This window comes from Cryptosporangium japonicum (assembly GCF_039524755.1).
GTDB classification, from domain to species: domain Bacteria; phylum Actinomycetota; class Actinomycetes; order Mycobacteriales; family Cryptosporangiaceae; genus Cryptosporangium; species Cryptosporangium japonicum.
The window spans coordinates 405,160-426,160 of the sequence record NZ_BAAAGX010000014.1 but is presented as its reverse complement, the minus strand read 5'-3'; the positions used below and the strand labels follow the sequence as shown (position 1 = coordinate 426,160).

Here is a 21,001-nt window from a genome sequence, read left to right as displayed (position 1 = left end):
CAACGGGCTGGCCGCCGCCGCGGTGGCGCCGGTGATCGCGTCGTACACCGCGGTGCTGATCTCGCACACCGCGGTGCCGTTCTGGAACGCCGCGAAGGACGAGTTGCCGTTCGTGTTCGTCGGCAGCGCGGCGGCGAGCGGAGCGGGGCTCGGGCTGATCCTCGCTCCGCGTGCGCAGGCGTCGCCCGCGCGCCGGCTGGCCGTTCTCGGGGCCGCGATCGAGCTGCTCGCGTCGCACCGGATGGAGGGGCGCCTCGGGCTGATCGGGGACGTGCTCCACGAGGAGAAGCCCCGGCGCTACCTCACCGCGGCGAAGTGGCTCACGGCCGGCGGTGCGGTGGGCGCCGCGCTGTTCGCGCGACGCTCACGCACCGCGGCCGTGGTGTCCGGGGTGGCGCTGCTGGCCGGGAGCCTCGGCCAGCGCCTCGGCGTCTTCCACGCCGGGGTGGAATCCACAAAGGACCCGAAGTACGTGGTGGGCCCCCAGCGCGAGCGCCTGGCGCGCGGGGTCAGCGAATCCGCACCGTGAGGCCGGGCTCGGCGGGCAGCAGGCGGCCGATCACCGGGTAGCCGGGCACCTCGCCGGCGACCAGCAGGCCACCGGAGGTCTGGGCGTCGGCGAGCAGGAGGGCCTCGTCCTCGGAGACCGCGCCGGCGTCGAGGTGGGGGCGCACCCAGTCGAGGTTGCGCCGGGTGCCGCCGCTGACGAACCCGTCGCGCAGCGCGTCGCGGGCGCCGTCCAGGTAGGGCACCGCGGCCGCCTCCACCTCGGCCGTGACGCCGCTGGCCCGGGCCAGCTTGTGCAGGTGCCCGAGCAGCCCGAACCCGGTCACGTCGGTGGCGGCCTCCGCCCCGGCCTCGAGCGCGGCGGTCGACGCCTTGTCGTTCAGCGTCGTCATCGCCGCGACGGCCTGCGGGAACACGTCGCCGGTCTGCTTGTGGCGGGAGTTCAGGACGCCGATGCCCAGCGGCTTGGTGAGCGTGAGCGCCACCCCGGGTGCTCCGGCGTCGTTGCGCAGGAGCCGGTCGGGATCCACCAGCCCGGTCACCGCCATCCCGTACTTGGGCTCCGGGTCGTCGACGCTGTGCCCGCCCGCGACGTGGCACCCGGCCGCGCGGCCCACGTCGAGCCCGCCGCGCAGCACCTCGCGCACCAGGTCGAACGGCAGCACGTCACGCGGCCACCCGAGCAGGTTCACCGCGACGACCGGCTGCCCGCCCATCGCGTACACGTCCGACAACGCGTTGGTCGCGGCGATGCGGCCCCAGTCGTACGGGTCGTCGACGACCGGGGTGAAGAAGTCCGCGGTGACCACGACCGCGCCGGCCGGGGTGCGTACCACCGCGGCGTCGTCACCGTCGTCGAGCCCGACCAGCAGCTCGTGCTCGGACGGCACGTCGTCGCCGATCAGGCCCTTCACCGCGTCCTCGAGCTCACCGGGCGGGATCTTGCAGGCGCAGCCGCCGCCGTGGGCGTACTGGGTCAACCGGTACGTGGTCATCGTTATAACCTATTCAGTTCGTAGGGAATGTCGGCGCGGCCCGCGGGGTTGGCGACAGGCATGACGACGATCGGATTCATCGGGAGCGGAAACATCGGCGGCACGCTGGCCCGGCTGGCCGTCGGCGCCGGTCACGACGTGGTGCTCAGCAACCGCCGCGGGCCGGAGACGCTGGCGTCGCTGGTGGCCGAACTCGGGCCGCGCGCACGGGCGGCGACCGTGGTGGAGGCCGCCGAGGCCGGGGAGATCGTCGTCGTGACGGTCCCGTTGAAGGCGTACCGCGACGTGCCGGTGGAACCGCTGCGGGGCAAGGTCGTCATCGACACCGACAACTACTACCCCGAGCGCGACGGACAATTCGCGGAGCTCGACGACGAATCGACGACCACCAGTGAGCTGCTTCAGGCCCATCTGCCCGATTCGTTCGTGGTGAAGGCGTTCAACAACATCTACGTGAAGCACCTGGCCGGGCTGGCGGGGCAGCCGTTGCGCACGGTGCTCCCGATCGCCGGTGACGACGCCGCCGCCAAGGCCACCGTCGCCGGGTTCCTCGACTCGATCGGGTACGACGCCTACGACGCCGGGCCGCTCGCCGAAGGCTGGCGCTTCCAGCGCGACACCGCCGCGTACGTGCTCCCCTACGCCGGGCCCGAGGCGGACTTCACCGGCGGCGGCTACCGGGTCACCGCGGACGTCCTGACGGGCAAGCTGGCCGAGGCGGTACGGTACCGGGACCAGTAGTCGCCGGGGAGACGTTCGGGTGGCTGGTGCCCCCCGCGGTCTTCAAAACCGTAGTGGCCGAGGATCTCGGTCAGGCGGGTTCGATTCCCGTCCGTCTCCGCCATCCCCGCCGTCCCACCCGGGGCGGAATAGAGTTCCGGTATGGATTCACGGCGGCTGATCCCGCGCACCGACGTGGCGCTGGCCGACCCCCGGCTCGCCGGCGACGTGGCCCGGCTCGGGCGCGCCCGGGTGAAGGCCGCCGTCGTCGAGGCGCAGGCCCGCGCGCGGGCGGGCACGCTGGCGCCCGACGAGGTCATCGCGGCGGCCGCGGCCGGCCTGCCCCGCCGGGCCACGTCGCTGCGCCCGGTGCTCAACGCGACCGGCGTCGTGCTGCACACGAACCTCGGCCGGGCCGTGCTCTCCGACGCCGCGGTCGAGGCGCTGGGCGCGGCGGCCGGCGCGACCGACGTCGAGATGGATCTGGGCAGTGGCCGGCGGGCCAGGCGCGGACGGGCGACGGTGGCCGCGCTCGCCGCGGCTGTGCCCGACGCCGGCGGTGTGCACGTCGTGAACAACGGCGCGGCCGCGCTGGTGCTCGCGGCCACCGCGCTGGCCGCCGGGCGGGAGATCGTGGTCAGCCGGGGCGAGCTGGTCGAGATCGGCGACGGGTTCCGCCTGCCCGACCTGCTGGAATCCACCGGCGCGCGGCTGCGCGAGGTGGGCACCACCAACCGCACCACGCTCGCCGACTACCGGGCCGCGATCGGCGCCGACACCGGCTTCGTGCTGAAAGTTCATCCGTCGAACTTCGTGGTCACCGGGTTCACCGCGGACGTTCCGGTCGCGCAGCTGGCGACGCTGGACGTGCCGGTGGTCGTCGACATCGGATCGGGGCTGCTGGCGCCGTCGCCGGTGCTGCCGGACGAGCCGGACGCGGCCACCGCGCTGCGCGCCGGGGCCGCGCTGGTGACCGCGAGCGGCGACAAGTTGCTCGGCGGCCCCCAGGCCGGGTTGCTGCTCGGGGACGGCGCGCTGGTCGAGCGGCTGCGCCGGCACCCGCTGGCGCGGGCACTGCGGGTGGACAAACTGACGCTGGCCGCGCTGGAGGCCACGCTGACCGGGCCGGAGACCCCGACCTGGTCGGCGCTGCACGTGGACGTGGCGTCGCTGCGCTCGCGGGCCGAGGCGCTGGCGGCGGCGTTGCGTGCCGACGGCGTGCCGGCCGACGCCGGGCCGAGCGACGGGGTGGTGGGGGGCGGCGGCGCACCCGGGGTGGTGCTGCCGTCGTTCGCGGTGACGCTGCCCGAGGAGTGGGCGGCGGCGTTGCGTGCCGGTGAGCCGCCGGTGGTGGGCCGGGTGGAGCGCGGGGCGTTGCGGCTGGACCTGCGCTGCGTTCCCCCGTCCGCGGACGGGGTGCTTCGTGGCGCGGTGCTCGCCGCCGCTGCGGTCTCGGGCGGCGACGCTTCGGGCGGCGACGCTTCGGGCGGCGACGCTTCGGGCGGCGGCGCTTCGGGCGGTGGGGGGTCTTGTTCCGGGGCCGTGGGCTCGGGTGGGGATGGCGGATGCACGTCGTAGCTACCGCGGGGCACGTGGATCACGGGAAGTCGACGCTGGTCCGGGCGCTGACCGGGATGGAGCCCGACCGGTGGGCCGAGGAACGCCGCCGGGGCATGACGATCGACCTCGGCTTCGCCTGGACCCGCCTGCCCGGCGGCTCCGAGGTGGCGTTCGTGGACGTCCCCGGCCACGAACGTTTCGTGCCGAACATGCTGGCGGGGGTCGGCCCGGTCCCGGCCGCGATGCTGGTCGTGGCCGCCGACTCCGGCTGGATGCCCCAGACCGCCGAACACGTGGCCGCGCTCGACGCACTCGGGGTGTCGCACGCCGTCCTGGCGGTGACCCGGTCGGACCTGGCCGACCCGGCACCCGCGATCGCTGACGTCCGGGCCCGCCTGCGCGGAACCTCGCTCGACGGCCTGCCCGCGGTGGCGGTGAGCGGCGCGACCGGCGACGGGCTCGACGAGCTGCGCGCACACCTCGAGGAGCTGGTGGCGCGGTTGCCGTCGCCGGACGTCACCGCACCGGTGCGACTCTGGGTGGACCGGTCGTTCACGATCCGAGGCAGCGGCACCGTGGTCACCGGCACCCTCAGCGCGGGCACCCTGCACGTCGGCGACGACCTCACCCTCAACGGCCGACGCGTCCGCGTCCGCGGTCTGCAGGCCCTGGGCGTGGCCCACGAAACGGTCACCGCCGTGGCCCGCGTGGCCGTGAACCTCCGCAACGTCGACCGGGACGACGTCCACCGCGGCGACGCGCTCCTCACCCCCGGCGTCTGGGATGCCACCACGGTGATCGACGTCCGTGTCGAGGGCGAGGATCTGGATGCGGCCCCCGGGGCCCTGACCCTGCACCTGGGCTCAGCCGCCGTCCCCGTCCGCGTGCGCCCGCTGCCCCGAAGCGGTCCCTTTCCGGCGCCCCAGGGGCCGCTCGAATGGGACCACTTTCCGGCCCTGGGAACCGATGATGCCGGGGCCAGCGGTGCGCACGGCGGCCCGGGAAGCGGTCGGGTCCGCGGCTCCGAGGGGAGCGGCACGCACGATCCCGAAACCCACGACCCCGGATCCGCTGGTGCGCCCAGTCCGGCGACCGGCAGGACACCTGACCGCGCGGGCCACAGCGCGCTCAGCCCCGAACCCAGCAGCACGCACAACCGCGAAACGAGCGGCGCGCACAACCCGGGCCGCAGCGCCGCGCAGGGCAAGGAGACCAACGAAGCACGGCTGAGCGGCGCAGTGGGCGAGGGCACCGCGGTTAAGGCGGGCGGCGCGGCTGGCGCGGGCGGCGCGGACAACGCAGACAAAGCGGGCAACGCGGGCGGCGCGAGCACCACCGCTGGCCCGAGCACCACAGCTGGCGCGAGCAACGCGGTTCGCGCGAGTGCTGCGGTCCGCGAGAGCAGCGCGGCTGATCCGAGCATCGCAGCTGACACGAACACCACGGATGACCCGAGCACCACGGCTGACCCGAGCACCACGGCTGACCCGAGCACCACGGCTGACCCAAGCACCACGGCTGACCCAAGCACCACGGCTGACCCGAGCAGCGCAGATAACGCGGGCGGCGTGGGCGGCCCGGTTGGCGCGGGCGGCCCGGTTGGCGCGGGCGGCGCGATTGGCGCGCGCAGCGGTGAAAGTAGCAGCGCGCGCCTCGAAAGCAGCGGCACGCACGACGGCGAGGCCCGCGGCGCGCGCACTCCCGGCGCCAGCGGCGCGCGCACTCTGGGCACCAGCGGCGCGCATGGCGGCGAACACCGTGGCGGCCGGCTCAGTGACGCGGGCGGCGCGGACAACGGCGGAGCCAGCAGCGCGCCCGACTCCGAACCCAGCGGCACGGGTGGCGGCGGAACCCGTGGCGCCCGCGACTCCGGAGCTGGCAACGCGTACGACGGCGAAGACGGCGGGGCACGCCATGTCGAAACCGGCAGCACCTACGACGGATCGATCGGCGGCCTGAGCGATCAGGAAGTAAGCCCGCCCGGTTCGGGCGCGAACGGCGCGGGGCCGCAGGTGCAGTTCGCCCGGCTCACGCTGAGTGCGCCACTACCGCTGGCCGCCCGGGACCGAGCCCTGCTCCGCGACCCCGGTGCCCACCGGGTGATCGGCCGGATCACCGTCCTGGACACCACCCCACCCGCCCTCACCCGCCGCGGAGCAGCCGCCGCCCGCGCCACCGAACTGGCCGCCCTGACCGCAGCCTTCCACTCGGGCCATGCCGCCGAACCAAGCGCCGCTACCCGCGTCACCGATACAGGCGCCGCCACCCCTGCAACCGCTGCAGGCGCCGTTAACCGCGCAACCGATCCAGGCGCCACCACCCGCGCGACAGATACAGGCGCCACCACCCGCGCGACCGACACAGGCGCCACCACCCGCGCGACCGACACACGTGCCACCACCCGCGCGACCGATACAGGTGGGGCCACCCCTGCCACCGCGCCAGGCATCGCCGCCCCCTCCACCCAGCCCGGCGCCCCGGCCGGTACCGAACCGGGCGCCGCCAGCCGCCCCGAGCCTGCCGCCGTTCATGCGACCGAGCCAGGCGCACCTGCCCAGGCCGCCGAACCGGGCACCGCCACCCGGACCGCCGAGCCGCACACCACCGAACCGGAAACGCCTACCCACGCCACCGGACCTGGCACCCCAACCCGCACCACTGAACCAGGCGCCGCACCCGGCACCACCGAACCACGCACCACACCCGGCACCACCGAACCACGCACCACACGCAGCACCACCGAACCACGCACCACACCCGGCACCACCGAACCACGCACCACACCCGGCACCACCGAACCACGCACCACACCCGGCACCACCGAACCAAGCGCCACACCGGGCACCACCGAACCCGACGCCCCAGCCCGCACCACCGAACCACGGGCCCCGGCCCACGCCGAGGATCGCGGCACGGCCCACCGCCCCGTCACCGCCAGCCCCGACGCGGCCGCCCGCTCGCTCGGGGAGCACGTCGTGCGCACCCGGGGCATCCTTCGCGCCGCCGAGCTGCGCGGCCTCGGCGCCACCCCACCCCCCGACGCCCGCCGCGCCGGCGACTGGCTCATCGACGCCGACCGAGCCACCCACCTCCGGGCCCACCTCGCCCAACTGCTCGCCCACCACCGCACCGAAGGCAGCCTGGAACCCGGCCCCACCGTCGACGCCGCCCGCCGCGCACTGGACCTTCCCGACAAGATTCTCCTACTGGCCCTCGTCCAACCCCCGCTCACCGTCCGCGACGGCCGGGTCGTCGACCGCGATTCGACCCCGCCGCTGCCCGCCGCGGTGGCCGACGCTCTCGGCACGCTCGCCGGCGAGCTCACCGACCATCCGTTCCGCGCGCCGGAGGCCGGTCGGCTCACCGCGCTCGGTCTGGGGCAGCGGGAGCTCGCCGCCGCGGAGCGGGCCGGTGCGGTGCTGCGCCTGGCCGACGCCGTGATCCTGCTGCCCGGCGCCGACGAGCGCGCGGTCCGGGTGCTGCGCACGCTGGATCAGCCGTTCACCACGAGTCAGGCCCGCCAGGCCCTGGACACCAGCCGCCGGGTGGTGCTCCCGCTCCTCGCGCTGCTCGACCGGCAGCTGCGCACCCGCCGCCTGCCCGACGACCGCCGTGAGGTCACGAGCACGAACAACGCGTCCTGATACACGTCGAGACGATGTTCACGAAGCGCACCGGATCGACGCGTCGTCACTTACCGTAATCGACATGGCTCCCCGCTTAACCGTCGCCGAGTTCGTGCGTGAGGTCTTCGACCAGCGCACGCCGCTGTTCTACGCGATCGCCGTCGTGCTCGGCGCCAGCCGGGCCGGTGATGTCTACGCGGCCACCGCGGACATTCCCGAGGCGCTGCTCCTCGGTTCGGTGCTCGGTGGCGCGCTGTTCGTCCTCATGTGTGCGGTGACCTGGTTCGTTCTGCGCATCCGCGGCGCGTGAGACCTCACCGTCGGACGTCGGCCGGGCCCGCGGACACCGGCAGCCCGGCCGCGGTCCACGCCTCGAACCCGCCGATCATGTCGGTGGCCCGCCACAGCCCCACCTCGCGGAGGCTGGCCGCGGCCAGCCCCGAGCTGTAGCCCTGCCGGCAGACGACCACGACCTCCAGGTCGTAGCTCACCGCCTCGGGAATGTTCACCCCGCTGGACGGGTCGAGCCGCCACTCCAGCACGGTCCGGTCGATCACTATCGCCCCGGGGAGCTCGCCGGCCGCGGCCCGCTGCGTCTCCGTCCTGGTGTCGATGAGCAGCGCACCCCGCGCGGCCGCCGCCCGCGCCTGTGTCGGCGTCAGGCGATGGAGCCCGGCGCGGGCCTTGGCGAGCACGGCCTCGACGCCGCGCGGAGAGTCCGGCACACGACCTATCCTGCCTCACGTGCGAAGTACCGGCGGACCGGCCAACGCATCCTGAGAATGTCCTAAACTGCTGACAAAAATCAGCTGGAAGGGCCGGGACATGGCTGCCGCTATCGACGCAACGCCGACGACGCTCCCGGAGGACCTGTTCCTGGACGTCGACCGCACCAGCGCGATCCCGCTGTACTTCCAGATCGCCACGCGCATCGAGCAGGCCATCGTCGACGGACGGCTCGCGCCCGGCGCCCGGCTGGAGAACGAGGTCACGCTCGGGCAGCGGCTGAACATGTCCCGGCCGACGATCCGGCGCGCGATGCAGGAGCTGGTCAACAAGGGCCTGCTGGTGCGCCGCCGCGGCATCGGCACCCAGGTGGTGCACGGTCCGGTCACCCGCAAAGTGGAGCTGACCAGCCTCTACGACGACCTCGACCGGGGCGGTCAGCGCCCGGCCACCAACCTGCTCGTGCACGAGATCGTGCCCGCCGACGACGTGGTCGCCGACCGGCTCTCGATCGCCGCCGGTGAGCCGGTGCTGCACGTCCGGCGGTTGCGCCTGTCCGACGGCGTGCCGCTGGCCGTGATGGAGAACTACCTGCCCGAGGACTACACCGATCTCACCGCCGACGCGCTGGCGAGCCGCGGGCTCTACCAGCTGCTGCGCGGGCGGGGCACGCAGATCCGGGTCGCCCAGCAGCGGATCGGCGCGCGCGCGGCCACCGCCGAGGAGAGCCGGCTGCTCGAGATCAAACGCAGCGGCCCGGTGCTGACGATGGACCGCACCGCCTACGACACGTTCGGCAAGGCCGTCGAGTACGGGCACCACTGCTACCGCCCGGACAACTACTCGTTCGAGATCACGCTCGTCAACAACTGAGCGCTCCGTGCACGAGCGCGGCGGCGACGTCGACCGCTCCGGCCACGTCGCCGTCGTGCGGATAGAGCAGCGTCCGGCCGACGACCAGCCCGTGGACGCCGGGCAGCCCGAGCGCGTGCTCCCAGGAGGCGTAGGTGACCTCGGGGTCGCCGCCGCCCTCGCCACCGAGCAGCAGCGTCGGGAGGGTCGCGGCCTCCAGAACGCGTTCCATGTCGTCGACCACCGGCAGTTTGAGCCAGGTATAGGCGGACGAGCCGCCGAGCCCGGACGCGATCGCCACCGAGGTGATCACCGCGTCGGTGGACAGGTCGTTCACGATCCGGTCGCCCCGGCGGGCGCTGCGGAACGGTTCGAGCAGGAGCGGCAGCCGCGCGTTCGCGGCCGCCGTCACCGCGTGCGCGGTCGCTTCCAGGGTGCGGACGGTGCCCGCGTCCTCCAGATCGATGCGGACGAGGAGCTTCGCCGCGTCGAGCCCGGCGGACACCATCGAACCGACGTCGTGGCCGGTGAACCGGTCGTCCATCTCGAACACCGCACCGCGCAGCCCGCCGCGGTTCATCGAGCCCACCGCGACCTTGCCGTCCAGCGCGCCGAGCAACGCGAGGTCGTCGAGGACGTCCGGCGTGCCGAGTACGCCGTCGACGCCCGGTCGCGAGAGCGCGAGCACGAGGCGTCGCAACAGGTCGTAGCGGTTGGCCATCGCCATCGGGTCGGCGCCGACGCCGAGCGCGCCCCGGGCCGGGTGGTCGGCCGCGACGATGAACAGCCGCCCGTCGCCCCGCACCAGCGGACGGCGGGTGCGGGATGCGAACGCGGCGGCGATCGCGTCCGGGTTCTCGAACCGGGTCCGGCGCAGCCGCCCGAAGTCGACGGCCGGAGGCGCCAGGTCAGGCCGGGACATGCTGCTCCACTTCCGCGGTCGTGGGCATCGCCGTCGAACACTCGCGGCGGCCGGCGACGATCGCGCCGGCGACGTTCGCGAAGCGAACAGTACGTTCGAGCGACCAGCCCGCCAGCAGGCCGTGGCAGAGCGCGCCGCCGAACCCGTCGCCGGCCCCGAGCCCGTTGACGACGTCGACCGGGTGCGGTGGCATCTCGACGCTCTCGTCGCGGGTCCTGGCCAGCACCCCGCGTGGCCCCTGTTTGACGACCGCGAGCTCGACGCCGCGCTCCAGCAGCGCGTCGGCCGCGCGGTGCGGATCGGCCTCGCCGACCGCGACCTCGCACTCCTCGCGGTTGCCGACCGCGACCGTGACGTGCTCCAGCGCCTTTCCGACCTCGTCGCGCGCCGACTCCGGTGACGGCCAGAACATCGGGCGCCAGTCCAGGTCGAGCACGGTGAGCGGCGCCCGGCCCCGCGCCTGCCAGGCCGCGTGGTGGGTGGCGCGGCTCGGCTCGCGGGAGAGGCCGGTGACCGTGGCCCAGAAGATCCGGGCCTCGGCGACGGCGGCCTCGTCGACCGCGTCGATCATCAGGTCGGGCGCCACGGGCTCGCGGTAGAAGTAGAGCGGGAAGCGGTCGGGCGGGAAGATCTCGCAGAACGTCACCGGTGTCTTCAGGTGGCCGATCGTCGCGACCCAGCGGTCGTCGACGCCGAGGCGGGTCAGCTCCCGGCGCGCGTACCGGCCGAACGGGTCGTCGCCGACCGCGGTGATCACGGCGCTCCTCCGGCCGTGCCGCGCGGCCGCGATCGCCACGTTGGTCGCGCTGCCCCCGAGGTACTTGCCGAACGTCTCGACGTCTTCGAGGCCGACGCCGTCCTGCAGCGGGTAGAGGTCGACGCCGATCCGGCCGATCGTGATCAGGTCGTACGGTGCGGACATCCCGGAGCCCACCCTTCGTCTTTTTGTCCTGACAAACTATCAATGCCCTGTTGTTCGGACAAGTGGTCACGCGCTTGTTCCGTTCCGTGACACTGGCTATCGTCAGTCCACAAGTGAGTCAGGGGTGGGCTGGCTCGAGGGGGATCGATGATCGTCGTGTTCGGCGGCCGAAGAACCAGCGGCCGCGACGGTGCCTTTCCGGACACCAACGTGCCCTACGTCAAGCAGCGGATCGAGCGGCTGATCGCCGGCATCAGGCCGTCGCATCTCATCGGCTCGGCCGCGGCCGGGAGCGACATCCTGTTCCTCGAGGCCGCGCTGAAGCACCGCATCCCGGCGACCGTCGTCGTCACCGGCGGCAGGAAGGCGTTCGCCGCCGCGAGCGTCGACGACCGGCCGGGGTGGCGCCACCGGTTCGACCGGGTCCTGCGCTCGCGCCGGGTATCCGTCCGCGAAGCCAGGGCCGGCACCGGCGACGAGGCCTACCGGGCGGTCAACACCCGGATCGTCGACACCGCGCTGCGGATGCGTGACTCCCAGGCCCACACCGAGATCCTCGGGTTGGTGGTGAGCGACGGCGGGGGGCGCAACCACACGGAGGAGTTGGCCGCGGAGCTCGACACCCACGGCGTCGTCGTTCTCCGGGTCGACCCGCTGGTCACCAAGGACGAGGCCCCGCTGGCGTTCGTGGCGATGCCGTTCGGCGACAAACCCGATCCGGCGCGACGCACCGAGCCCTACCAGTCCGACGCCACCTGGGACCGGCTGCTCTTCCCCGCGCTGACCGACGCCGGCTACCGCGCGGTGCGGGCGGACTCGGAGGCGCGTCCCGCGGTCATCGACACCCAGATGATCCGTAACCTGCTGCGTGCCGATCTCGTCGTCGCCGACCTGGCGACGCTCAACCCGAACGTGCTCTGGGAACTGGGCGTGCGTCACGTCGCGCAGCGCCAGGGCACGATGGTGATCCAACCGCGGTCGGCGGCGATCCCGTTCGACCTCACCCGGCTGTCGATCCGCCCGTACGAGCGCGCGGCCGAGGCGATCACCGATCAGCAGATGCTCGACGGCCTGCGCATGCTCAAAGAGGCGCTGACCGAGATCGGCGAGCACCGCGGCAACCAGGACCACGTCGACAGCCCGGTCCACGACATGGTCCGCACGCTGCGCCTGGTCGGGCTCCCGGAGACGACCGACCCCAACCTCGACCTCGCCGAGATGGTCGACGTGGCCCGCGAGACCGACGACATGACCGGCCTGGTCGACGCCGCACAGGCGGCGCAGGATGCGAACATCGCACCGGAGGACCGGACCACGCTCCAGTTGAAGGCCGCGCTCTCCCTCGTCGAGGGAGCGCGGTACGACGCGGCGATCGACATCCTGCGGCCGCTGGCCGACGCCGACGCCGGCCACGACAACGAGCTCCTGCAGCAGACCTACGCGCACGCCCTCGTGCGCACCGGCCGGCGGCCCGCCGCGAGCCTCGAGGACGCCGAAGCGCGGCTCCGGACGCTCAACGAACGGCACCCGGGCTCGGCCGAGACGCTGGGGCTCATCGGAAGCGTCGCCAAGGCGCACGCCAACCGGCGCAACCGGGCCCGCAAGGACGCCACCGCGGAACTCCGGACCGCCGCCGAAGCCTACGAGGAGGGCTTCCACCTCGTCCCCACCGACTACTACCCCGGCGTCAACGCGGTGACGCTCCGGCGCCTGCTCGCCGACCACGCCGACCTCCCCGACCGCGAACGCGACCGCAACCGGGCCGCCGCGATCCGCCTGCTGCCGGTCGTCCGGTTCATGGCGGAACGCGCACCGGGCACCGACGGCTGGGCCCGGGCGACGCTCGCGGAGCTCGCCCTCCAGGAGCACCTCCTGGCCGACGCTCCCTACCGCGACGCGAAGGACCGGTACGCGGTCGCCGCGGCCCAGGCCACGAAACAGCAGTGCACGAGCATGGCGAACCAGTTGAAGATGCTGCGCGAATGGGGTGATTCCGACGAGGTGATCACCCCGTTGCTCGAAGCGGTGACCCGGCGACGACACACCTGATCTACTGTGGAAAGGCGGCGCGCGGGTGAGGGGTTTCGTGGGTCCGTTGCCCGAAGGTTCCGAGGACTGGCTCACCGACGATCAGCTGCCCGGGTTGTTCCGCGCCGCCGATCGGGCCTCGATGGCCGGGCAGCGGTACACGCTGTGGTGGAACCAGCTCCGGCTCGGTGGTGCGGTCGTCGCGGCGGTCGGTGGGGCGTTCAGCTTCATGGCCGGCCGGTTCGACCTCTGGGGGTTCGTCGGCCTCGCGGGTTTCCTGGCGGCGCTCGTCGCCGAGCTGGTGATGCTCGCGCAGCGGCCGGAGCAGGAGTGGTACACCGGGCGCGCGATCGCGGAGTCGGCGAAGACGCTCGCCTGGAAGTACGCGGTCCGCGGCGCGCCGTTCGACGACACGCTGCCCGACAAGGACGCGCGTCTCCTGCTCGCCGAGCGGCTGCGTGAGGTCACGGCCAAGGCGCAGGGGCGGGTCACCGTGCCGACCGGCCCGCACGCGTTCGTCACCGAGGCCATGCTCGCGTTACGCGAGCAGGACCTGCCCACGCGCCGGGCGATCTACCTGCGCAACCGCGTCGACGACCAGCGCGCCTGGTACGAGCGCAAAGCCGAGGCCAACCGGCGGCGCGCGGTCTGGTGGCAGCTCTCCCTGGTCGCGGGTGAGATCGCGGCCATCCTGATCGCCGCCGGCCGGGCGTTCGGCATCTGGGAGGCCGACTGGTCCGGCATCATGGCCGCGCTGGTGGCGGCCGGTGCGGCCTGGCTCGTGCTCAAGCAGCACTCGTCGCTCGCGACGGCGTACGCGGTGACCACGAACGAGCTGGGGCTGGCCGCGGAACAGCTGTCGACGGCGTCGGACGACGACTGGTCCCAGGCGGTGGCCGACGCCGAGGAGGCGATCAGCCGCGAACACACCATGTGGCTGGCCTCACGCAACGACCGCGGTCACTAGAGCGTGGCCACCTCGGCGGCGGTGAGAGCGGAGTCGTAGACCCGGACGTCGTCGATCGTGCCGCGGAACCAGTCGGCGTCGCGGCCGTTGAACTTGGCCCGGCCCACCGCGAACTTCCCCGTGGACGCGAACCCGGCTCGGTAGGCGGCGGTGCCCTGCGGCACCCCGTCGACGTACAGGCGGAGCTGGCCGGCCCGCGCGTCGAACACGCCGACCAGCCGGACCCACGTCATCGTCTTCGCCGGGGCGGTGGAGAGCGCGCGGGTGCCCGCCGCGTTCTGCGTGTCCCCGGCCACCCGCGAGAACGCCCACTTCTTCTCGGCCACCGAGTACTGGAGGTAGAACGCGCTGTTCACCGCGCCGTCCTGGCTCACCGCGGTCTGGTAGCCCTCGCCGTTCACCAGGAACACCGACGCGGCGACGGTGAAGCTGCTCGTCGCCGCGGTGTCGAGCACCGCGCCGGGCGTCGTCATCTGGCTGTTCCGGCCGTTGAAGCCCCCGGCTCCCCCGGCGGCGGTGACGTTCGCGGCGGTGAGGTTCCGGCCGCCGACGTCGGCCGTGCCGCTACCACCGTCGACGCCCCACGCCGCGACCGGGCGGGGCCCCGCGGGCGCCGGCGCGGCCGCGCTCGGAGCGGCCGACGACACCGCCGGTGACGCGGTGGGCGACGCCGCCGGCGGTTCCGCGGAGGGCACGGCCGGGGACGGCTGCTCGCGTGACGCGGTGGGCTCGTCGCCGCCGAACACGCCGCTGACCAGCACCACTCCCGCGACGATCGCGACCGCGAGCACCGCCGCCACCGCGACGAGCACGCCCACGCGCCGCGTCGACGCGGGGGCCTCGGGTGGCGCCCCGCCGGCGTCGAAACTCGGCACCGCGGACGGGTCGGCCAGCACGAACGGCACCGCCGCCGGCTGCCCCCAGGGGTCCGACGTCACCTCGGTCGGCGCCTCCGCTCCGCCCGGGGCGCTCAGGAGGACGGTTTCCCGATCCAGCGAGACGGTTTCGTCGTGGCGTAACTCGGGCGTGTCCTGCGGCACGGCGGAACCTCTCTGAATCGATCGAAGTACCCCACTCTATCCACAGTGGTAACTCGGGCTCCGGCGGGCCGAGGTAGCGTCGGGCCGTGCGCCCCGAGTTCCTCTGGTACATCCCGAACGAGGTCACCGCCGGGCACCGGGGCGACGACGTCGTCGAGAACCACAACAGCCTCGCGACGCTCACCGCGCACGCGCTGGCGATCGAGAAGTACGGCTGGGGTGGCGCGCTGCTCGGCGCCGGGTGGGCCCGGCCCGACACGTTCACCGTGGCCACCGCGCTGGCCGCCCGCACCACGACGTTCCAGCCGCTGATCGCCGTCCGGCCCGGCTACTGGCACCCGGCGCACTTCGCCGCCGCGGCGGCCACGCTCGACCGGCTCAGCGGGGGCCGGGTGCTGGTGAACGTCGTCTCCGGCCGGGACGATCCGGCCGCCTACGGCGACACCGACGGCGACCAGGCCCAGCGGTACGCCCGCACGGCGGAGTTCCTGCGCATCGTCCGGGCGCTCTGGACCCGCGAACGGGTGACCTGGCGCGGCGAGTACTTCTCGGTCACCGACTCCACGGTCGGGTCGCGCCCGGTGGTCCGGGCCGGTCGCACGCACCCCCGGCTGTACTTCGGCGGTGCCTCCGCGGCCGCCGAGCGGGTCGCCGCCGCCGAGGCCGACGTGCAGTTGTTCTGGGGCGAGCCGCTGGAGGGCATCCGGGACCGCATCGCGCGGCTGCGGCACCTGTGCGCCGAGGTCGGCCGGGAACACGCCCCGCTGGAGTTCGGGTTGCGCGTCACCACGGTGGTGCGCGACACCACCGAGCAGGCCTGGGCCGACGCGGAGGCCCGGGTGGCCGCGATGGCCGCGGGCCGGATCGCCGGCGGGCCCGACTGGAGCGCCGCGGTGGGCCAGCAGCGCCTGCAGGAGCTGGCCGCGCGCGGCGACGTCCTCGACGACAACCTCTACACCGCACCGGGCCGGTACGGCGCGGCCGGCGCGGGCACCACCTGGCTGGTCGGCTCCCCCACCGACGTCGCGACCGCCCTGCGCCGCTACCGCGCGCTCGGGGTGACCCATTTTGTCCTCTCCGACACGCCGTACCCTGCCGGAGGTGGAGCGCCAGGGCCGCCACCTGCTCCCCCTGCTGACCACGGACTAGGGGGCTCGCCTCACCACGCGTGCCACTGCACGGCCTCTTCCACCGGGCGGCGGGCCGGCTGGGACCAGCGGCCCCGAGCCGCGTGGTCCCCGGGCCGTCGTCAGCGCGTCGGCGGGCGGGCCCAGCAGGTCACGCACCTCCCCGTGCCGACGTGGAACGACATGAGCGGGCCGCCGTTCGGAGCTGCTGCACGGCGCCGTAGGTCGACGCGCCGAGGCGGGGGTCGGTCAAGCCGGCGGCGTTACGCCGCACCGGGATCACCCACACCGGGGCCTCGTCGAGGTGCCCCGGTACGCGGCGGGGCTGAGCCCCCGACGTCGCTCGCCGGGGCGCTGAGCAGTTCGTCGCGGCGCGGCCCGCAGGCCTGCTGCCAGCCCTCCCGGCACCAGGCGCCGGTCGGGGACCGGTCGGAGCGCCACGACGAGTTCGACGGCTTCGCCCCGCTGGCGCGCACCGCCGAGACGGCTCGGCCGGAACCTCGTGACCACGCACAACACGTGGACCGGGGAGAACCTCCCCGACGGCGCGGAGCACGCGCGGCGACTCGCTCGCGGACGCCCGCGAGAAGGCCGCGTGGTTCGCCGCGCGCACCTGGACCGACCGGCGGATCCGCGGGGTACTGGAGAGCGTCCGGGGCTGCGATCTCTCCGCCTACGACGTGGAGGGACTCAGAGCCGGTCGAACCCCAGCAGACCACCGAACACGGTGTCGTGAACAGCGGCGCACTCCGTGCGGGCCGGTGCGATCGACGGGCTGGACCTCGTCCCGAACGCGGTGCCGACCGGTTTCGACGAGGTCGTCGAGCGGCTCGTGTCCGAACTCCGGGACCGGGGCGTCCATCCGGCCGGGTACCCCGGCACCACGCTGCGCGTGAAACCTCGCGTTACGTCCTCACCGCGCGGGGCGGTGATCGACGATCCGGCGCATCTTGCCGACCGAGCGTTCGATGCCGCCCGGCTCCACGACCTCGACCCGCACCGAGACCCCGATCCGGTTCTTGATCCGGCGCGCCAGCTCGTCCCCGGCGTTCCCGGGCCGCACGGCGTCCCGGTGCTCGACCCGCACGGTCATCGAGTCCAGGTGACCGCTGCGGTCGAGCACGCACTGGAAGTGCGGGCTCAGCGGCGCGAGGCCGAGGATCAGCTCCTCGATCTGGGTGGGGAACAGGTTCACCCCGCGCAGGATGATCATGTCGTCGGTGCGGCCGGTGATCTTCTCGATCCGGCGCATCGACCGCGCGGTGCCCGGCAGTAACCGGGTCAGGTCGCGGGTGCGGTAGCGGACGATCGGCATCGCCTGTTTGGTCAGCGAGGTGAACACGAGTTCGCCCTCCTCGCCGTCGGGGAGCACCCGGCCGGTGATCGGGTCGATCACCTCGGGGTAGAAGTGGTCCTCCCAGACGTGCAGGCCGTCCTTCGTCTCGACGCACTCGCTGGCGACGCCGGGCCCGATCACCTCGGACAGCCCGTAGATGTCGACCGCGTGCAGGTCGAGCCGTTCCTCGATCTCGCGGCGCATGTCGTTGGTCCACGGCTCGGCCCCGAAGATGCCCACCTCGAGCGACGTCGAACGCGGGTCGACGCCCTGGCGCTCCAGCTCGTCGATCAGCGCGAGCAGGTACGACGGCGTCACCATGATGATCTGGGGCCGGAAGTCCTGGATCAGCTGCACCTGGCGCTCGGTCATGCCGCCCGACACCGGCACCACCGTGCAGCCGAGCCGTTCCGCGCCGGCGTGCGCGCCGAGGCCACCGGTGAACAGGCCGTAGCCGTAGGCGTTGTGCAGGATCATGCCGCGGCGCCCGCCGGCCGCACGGATGCTGCGTGCCACCACGTCGGCCCAGGTGTCGAGGTCACCCCGGGTGTACCCGACGACGGTCGGGCGGCCGGTCGTGCCCGACGACGCGTGGATCCGGACGACCTCCTCGCGCGGCACCGCGAACATGCCGAACGGGTAGTTGCGGCGCAGGTCCTCCTTGGTGGTGAACGGCAGGAGGGCCAGGTCGTCGAGGGTCTTGACGTCGTCGGGGTGCGCGCCGGCGGCGTCGAACGCGGCCCGGTAGTGCGCGACGTTGTCGTAGGCGTGCCGGATCGTCCGGTGCAGGCGCCGGGTCTGCAGCGCGCGGAGCTCGTCGCGCGACGCCGTCTCGATCGGGTCCAGGTCGCCGGGGCGGGGGCTCAGGTCCTTCACGGCGCCTCCCCGGAGAACGTGGGCTGCCGCTTGGCGAGGAACGCCTCGACCGCGCCCTGGTGATCCTTGGTGAGCCCGAGCCGCGCCTGGGCGCGCGCCTCGGCGGCGAGCACCGGGTCCAGCTGCTGGGCGAACAGACGTTTCGTCGCGGCGTAGGCCGCGGTGGGGCCCTGCGCGAGCCGGCCGGCCAGGGCCCGGGCGGCGGCCGGCAGGTCGTCGGCGGGCACCGTGGTGGCGCCCAGGGACGCGGGTGTGAACGGTGTGCCGAGCAGCACCAACTCGCGGGCCCGGCCCACCCCGACCGCGGCCGACAGCGTCGCGGTCAGCCCCGAGTCGCAGGTGAGGCCGATCGCGGTGAACGCGGTGGCCAGCGTCGCGCCCTCGGCGAACAGCCGGACGTCGCAGGCGAGCGCCAGCGCGAGCCCGGCGCCGGCCGCGGTGCCGTTCACCCCGGCGACGACCGGCTTGTCCATGGTGGTCAGCAACCGCACCACCGGCGCGTAATCACGTTCGACGGTGTCGAACGCGGTCGCCGCGTCGGCACGCAGCGCGTCGGCGTGTTCACCGAGGTCCTGGCCGACGCAGAACGCGGAGCCCGCGCCGGTGAGCAGCACCGCGCGCACGCCGTCGTCCGCGGCGACCTCGGCCAGCGCCGCGTGCAGCGCGGTCTTGGTGGCGGCGTCGAGCGCGTTGCGCCGGGCGGGCCGGTTGAGCGTGACGATCGCCGCCGCGCCGTCGCGTTCGAGCAGCACCTCGCTCATTTCGCCACCAGCGTCAGCACGTCGTAGGTGGCGACCGGGGCGCCGTCGGAGTTGGTGACCACGGCGTCCCAGCGGACCTCGCCGTAGTCGGCGGTGGTGCGCGGCGAGATCTGCTTCACGGTCAGCGTGACGCCGATCGTGTCGCCGGCCTTCACCGGGGTGAGGAACCGCAGGTTGTCGACGCCGTAGTTGGCCAGCACCGGGCCCGGCGAGGGCTCGACGAACAGGCCGGCGGCCAGCGACACGACCAGGTAGCCGTGGGCGACGATGCCGCCGAACAGCGGGTTCTTCGCGGCCGCGTCGGCGTCGGTGTGGGCGTAGAACGTGTCGCCGGTGAACTCGGCGAAGTGCTGGATGTCGGCGAGCGAGACGGTGCGGGTGGCCGAGCGGATCGTGTCGCCGACGCGCAGCGTGGCCAGGCTCTTGCGGAACGGGTGGACGTCCTCGTCGTTGCGTGCCGCGCCGGTGGTCCACTGGCCGGTGACCGCGGTCAGCAGGTCCGGGGACGCCTGGACGGCGGTGCGCTGCATGTGGTGCAGCACGGCCCGGATCCCGCCGAGCTCCTCGCCGCCGCCGGCGCGCCCGGGGCCGCCGTGCACGAGCACGGGCAGCGGCGAGCCGTGACCGGTGGACTCCCCGGCGTCGTCGCGGTCGAGGACGAGGACGCGGCCGTGCCAGGGTGCGAGCCCGAGCACGACGGCGCGGGCCACGGCCGGATCGTGGGTGACCACCGACGCGGCCAGGCTGCCCTTGCCGCGGGCGGCGAGCGCGATCGCGTCGTCGACGCCGGAGTAGCCCAGCACCGTGCTGACCGGCCCGAACGGCTCGACGTCGTGCGGCTCGCCGGCACCGGCCCGGGCCCGCAGCACGACCGGATCCAGGAACGCGCCCCGCTCGGGGACGCGGTCCGGGTCGCCGATCACGACGTCGGCCGACGCACGCAGCGCCTCGATCGCCTTCCGGACCTCGTCCCGCTGGGCCAGGCTCGCCAGCGCGCCCATCCGGACGTCGGGGTCGCGCGGGTCGCCGACCGGGATCCGCGCCAGGCGGGCTCCGAGGGCCTCGATCACGGTGTCCTCGAGGGCCGACGGCACCAGCACCCGGCGGATCGCGGTGCACTTCTGCCCGGCCTTCACCGTCATCTCGGTGACGACGCCCTTCACGAACAGGTCGAACTCCGGATCCTCGGGGCGCACGTCGGGTCCGAGGATCGAACAGTTCAGCGAGTCGGCCTCCACGCCGAGCACCACTCCCCCGTCGACGATGTTCGGATGCCGACGCAGGATGCCCGCCGTGTGCGCGGAGCCGGTGAACGCGACCGAATCCTGCACGGTGAGTTCGTCGAGCAGGGTTCCGGCGCGGCCGGCGATGAGCTGGAGCGCGCCCTCGGGCAGGATCCCCGACTCCACGATGCGGCGGACGACCAGTTCGGTGAGGTAGGCGGTCTGGCTCGCGGGCTTGACGATCGTCGGCAGCCCGGCGAGGAACGCCGGGGCGAGCTTCTCGAGCATGCCCCAGACCGGGAAGTTGAACGCGTTGATCTGCACCGCGACGCCGGGCCGGGACGTGTAGAGGTGCCGCCCGACGAACGTGCCGGCCTTGCCCAGGCGCTCGACGCCGCCGTCCAGCACGATCGTGTCGTTCGGCAGCTCACGCGTGCCCTTGCCGGCGAAACTGAACAGCGTGCCGATGCCGCCGTCGACGTCGACCGCGGTGTCCCGGGTGGTGGCGCCGGTGTGCAGCGAGAGCGCGTAGAACTCGTCCTTCTGCGCGGTGAGGTGCTTGGCCAGGTTCTTGAGCAACGCCGCCCGCTGGTGGAACGTCAGCGCGGTGATCGCCGGGCCGCCGACCTCGCGGGCGTACCGCACCATCGCGCCGAGGTCGAGGCCGCGGCTGGAGATCCGGGTGACCTCGTCGCCGGTGACGGCGTCGAGCAGCGGCTCGCCCTCGTCCGGGGCGCGGTACCAGCGTCCGGCGGCGTAACTCTCGAGCACGGTGCCTCCTCGGGTGTTGCGAAGAGCGGCTTGTTCATGTCA

The 21,001-nt window shown here is 73.7% G+C and carries 15 protein-coding genes, 1 tRNA gene and 3 pseudogenes; 11 read left to right on the top strand and 8 right to left on the bottom strand.

Annotated elements, in window-relative coordinates; genetic code table 11:
* Positions 1 to 529 (top strand): annotated as a pseudogene (locus ABD437_RS18860) (NrfD/PsrC family molybdoenzyme membrane anchor subunit); the annotation flags it as partial.
* Here ABD437_RS18860 and selD read toward each other — a convergent pair.
* Complete coding sequence (selD, locus tag ABD437_RS18855; protein ID WP_344650154.1) at positions 510 to 1,502, bottom strand: selenide, water dikinase SelD; 993 nt, start codon at positions 1,500 to 1,502, stop codon at positions 510 to 512. The pseudogene ABD437_RS18860 and the gene selD sit on opposite strands and share 20 nt — an antisense overlap.
* Before the next feature lie 60 nt (positions 1,503 to 1,562).
* Between selD and ABD437_RS18850 the strand changes: the two genes are divergently transcribed.
* From ABD437_RS18850 to ABD437_RS18830, 6 genes and pseudogenes are all read left to right on the top strand, one after another.
* Positions 1,563 to 2,243: an NADPH-dependent F420 reductase gene (locus ABD437_RS18850; RefSeq protein WP_344650153.1), complete on the top strand. Its 681-nt coding sequence runs from the start codon at positions 1,563 to 1,565 to the stop codon at positions 2,241 to 2,243.
* Between the two features lie 7 nt (positions 2,244 to 2,250).
* Positions 2,251 to 2,346, top strand: a tRNA-Sec gene (locus ABD437_RS18845).
* A gap of 38 nt (positions 2,347 to 2,384) precedes the next feature.
* Positions 2,385 to 3,800, top strand: a complete 1,416-nt coding sequence (gene selA, locus ABD437_RS18840; RefSeq protein ID WP_344650152.1) for an L-seryl-tRNA(Sec) selenium transferase — start codon at positions 2,385 to 2,387, stop codon at positions 3,798 to 3,800.
* Positions 3,788 to 4,678 (top strand): annotated as a pseudogene (gene selB / locus ABD437_RS43045) (selenocysteine-specific translation elongation factor); the annotation flags it as partial. The gene selA and the pseudogene selB, both read left to right, overlap by 13 nt.
* On the top strand, positions 4,667 to 7,426 hold the full coding sequence (locus tag ABD437_RS18835; protein ID WP_425558184.1) for a SelB domain-containing protein: 2,760 nt from the start codon (positions 4,667 to 4,669) through the stop codon (positions 7,424 to 7,426). The pseudogene selB and the gene ABD437_RS18835, both read left to right, overlap by 12 nt.
* 64 nt (positions 7,427 to 7,490) lie before the next feature.
* Positions 7,491 to 7,718 (top strand): hypothetical protein, encoded by a 228-nt coding sequence (locus ABD437_RS18830; RefSeq protein WP_344650150.1) that lies wholly within the window; start codon positions 7,491 to 7,493, stop codon positions 7,716 to 7,718.
* A 4-nt stretch (positions 7,719 to 7,722) separates the two neighbouring features.
* On the opposite strand, the gene ABD437_RS18825 is transcribed toward ABD437_RS18830, so the two are convergent.
* Entirely contained in the window at positions 7,723 to 8,133 is a 411-nt protein-coding gene (locus ABD437_RS18825; RefSeq protein WP_344650149.1) for a rhodanese-like domain-containing protein, read from the bottom strand.
* Between the two features lie 100 nt (positions 8,134 to 8,233).
* On the opposite strand from ABD437_RS18825, the gene ABD437_RS18820 reads away from it, so the two are divergent.
* Positions 8,234 to 9,007 (top strand): GntR family transcriptional regulator, encoded by a 774-nt coding sequence (locus ABD437_RS18820; RefSeq protein ID WP_344650148.1) that lies wholly within the window; start codon positions 8,234 to 8,236, stop codon positions 9,005 to 9,007.
* Here ABD437_RS18820 and ABD437_RS18815 read toward each other — a convergent pair.
* Both ABD437_RS18815 and iolC read right to left on the bottom strand, forming a co-directional pair.
* Positions 8,997 to 9,908, bottom strand: a complete 912-nt coding sequence (locus ABD437_RS18815; RefSeq protein WP_344650147.1) for a Cgl0159 family (beta/alpha)8-fold protein — start codon at positions 9,906 to 9,908, stop codon at positions 8,997 to 8,999. The two genes, ABD437_RS18820 and ABD437_RS18815, sit on opposite strands and share 11 nt — an antisense overlap.
* Positions 9,895 to 10,830 (bottom strand): 5-dehydro-2-deoxygluconokinase, encoded by a 936-nt coding sequence (gene iolC, locus ABD437_RS18810; protein ID WP_344650146.1) that lies wholly within the window; start codon positions 10,828 to 10,830, stop codon positions 9,895 to 9,897. The genes ABD437_RS18815 and iolC overlap by 14 nt, the downstream gene beginning before the upstream one ends.
* Positions 10,831 to 10,977: 147 nt before the next feature.
* On the opposite strand from iolC, the gene ABD437_RS18805 reads away from it, so the two are divergent.
* Together ABD437_RS18805 and ABD437_RS18800 are read left to right on the top strand one after the other, a co-directional pair.
* The gene (locus ABD437_RS18805) at positions 10,978 to 12,879 is read left to right on the top strand and encodes a TRAFs-binding domain-containing protein (RefSeq protein WP_344650145.1); all 1,902 of its coding nucleotides are present in this window, start codon (positions 10,978 to 10,980) and stop codon (positions 12,877 to 12,879) included.
* Positions 12,880 to 12,925: 46 nt separating this feature from the next.
* Complete coding sequence (locus ABD437_RS18800) at positions 12,926 to 13,825, top strand: DUF4231 domain-containing protein (protein ID WP_344650144.1); 900 nt, start codon at positions 12,926 to 12,928, stop codon at positions 13,823 to 13,825.
* Here ABD437_RS18800 and ABD437_RS18795 read toward each other — a convergent pair.
* Positions 13,822 to 14,865, bottom strand: coding sequence for a LamG domain-containing protein (locus ABD437_RS18795; protein ID WP_344650143.1), 1,044 nt, complete (start codon positions 14,863 to 14,865; stop codon positions 13,822 to 13,824). The genes ABD437_RS18800 and ABD437_RS18795 overlap by 4 nt on opposite strands.
* An 86-nt stretch (positions 14,866 to 14,951) precedes the next feature.
* Here ABD437_RS18795 and ABD437_RS18790 point away from each other — a divergent pair.
* Positions 14,952 to 16,014, top strand: a pseudogene (locus tag ABD437_RS18790) (LLM class flavin-dependent oxidoreductase).
* An 891-nt stretch (positions 16,015 to 16,905) separates the two neighbouring features.
* Here the strand turns inward: ABD437_RS18790 and paaK are convergent.
* The 3 genes from paaK to paaZ are packed head-to-tail and all read right to left on the bottom strand — an operon-like array spanning position 16,906 to position 20,959.
* Positions 16,906 to 18,204 (bottom strand): phenylacetate--CoA ligase PaaK, encoded by a 1,299-nt coding sequence (gene paaK / locus ABD437_RS18785; protein WP_344650142.1) that lies wholly within the window; start codon positions 18,202 to 18,204, stop codon positions 16,906 to 16,908.
* Positions 18,201 to 18,965, bottom strand: a complete 765-nt coding sequence (locus tag ABD437_RS18780; protein ID WP_344650141.1) for an enoyl-CoA hydratase/isomerase family protein — start codon at positions 18,963 to 18,965, stop codon at positions 18,201 to 18,203. Before ABD437_RS18780 ends, paaK begins: the two co-directional genes overlap by 4 nt.
* Positions 18,962 to 20,959: a phenylacetic acid degradation bifunctional protein PaaZ gene (paaZ, locus tag ABD437_RS18775; RefSeq protein ID WP_344650140.1), complete on the bottom strand. Its 1,998-nt coding sequence runs from the start codon at positions 20,957 to 20,959 to the stop codon at positions 18,962 to 18,964. The genes ABD437_RS18780 and paaZ overlap by 4 nt, the downstream gene beginning before the upstream one ends.
* Positions 20,960 to 21,001 lie beyond the last annotated feature (42 nt).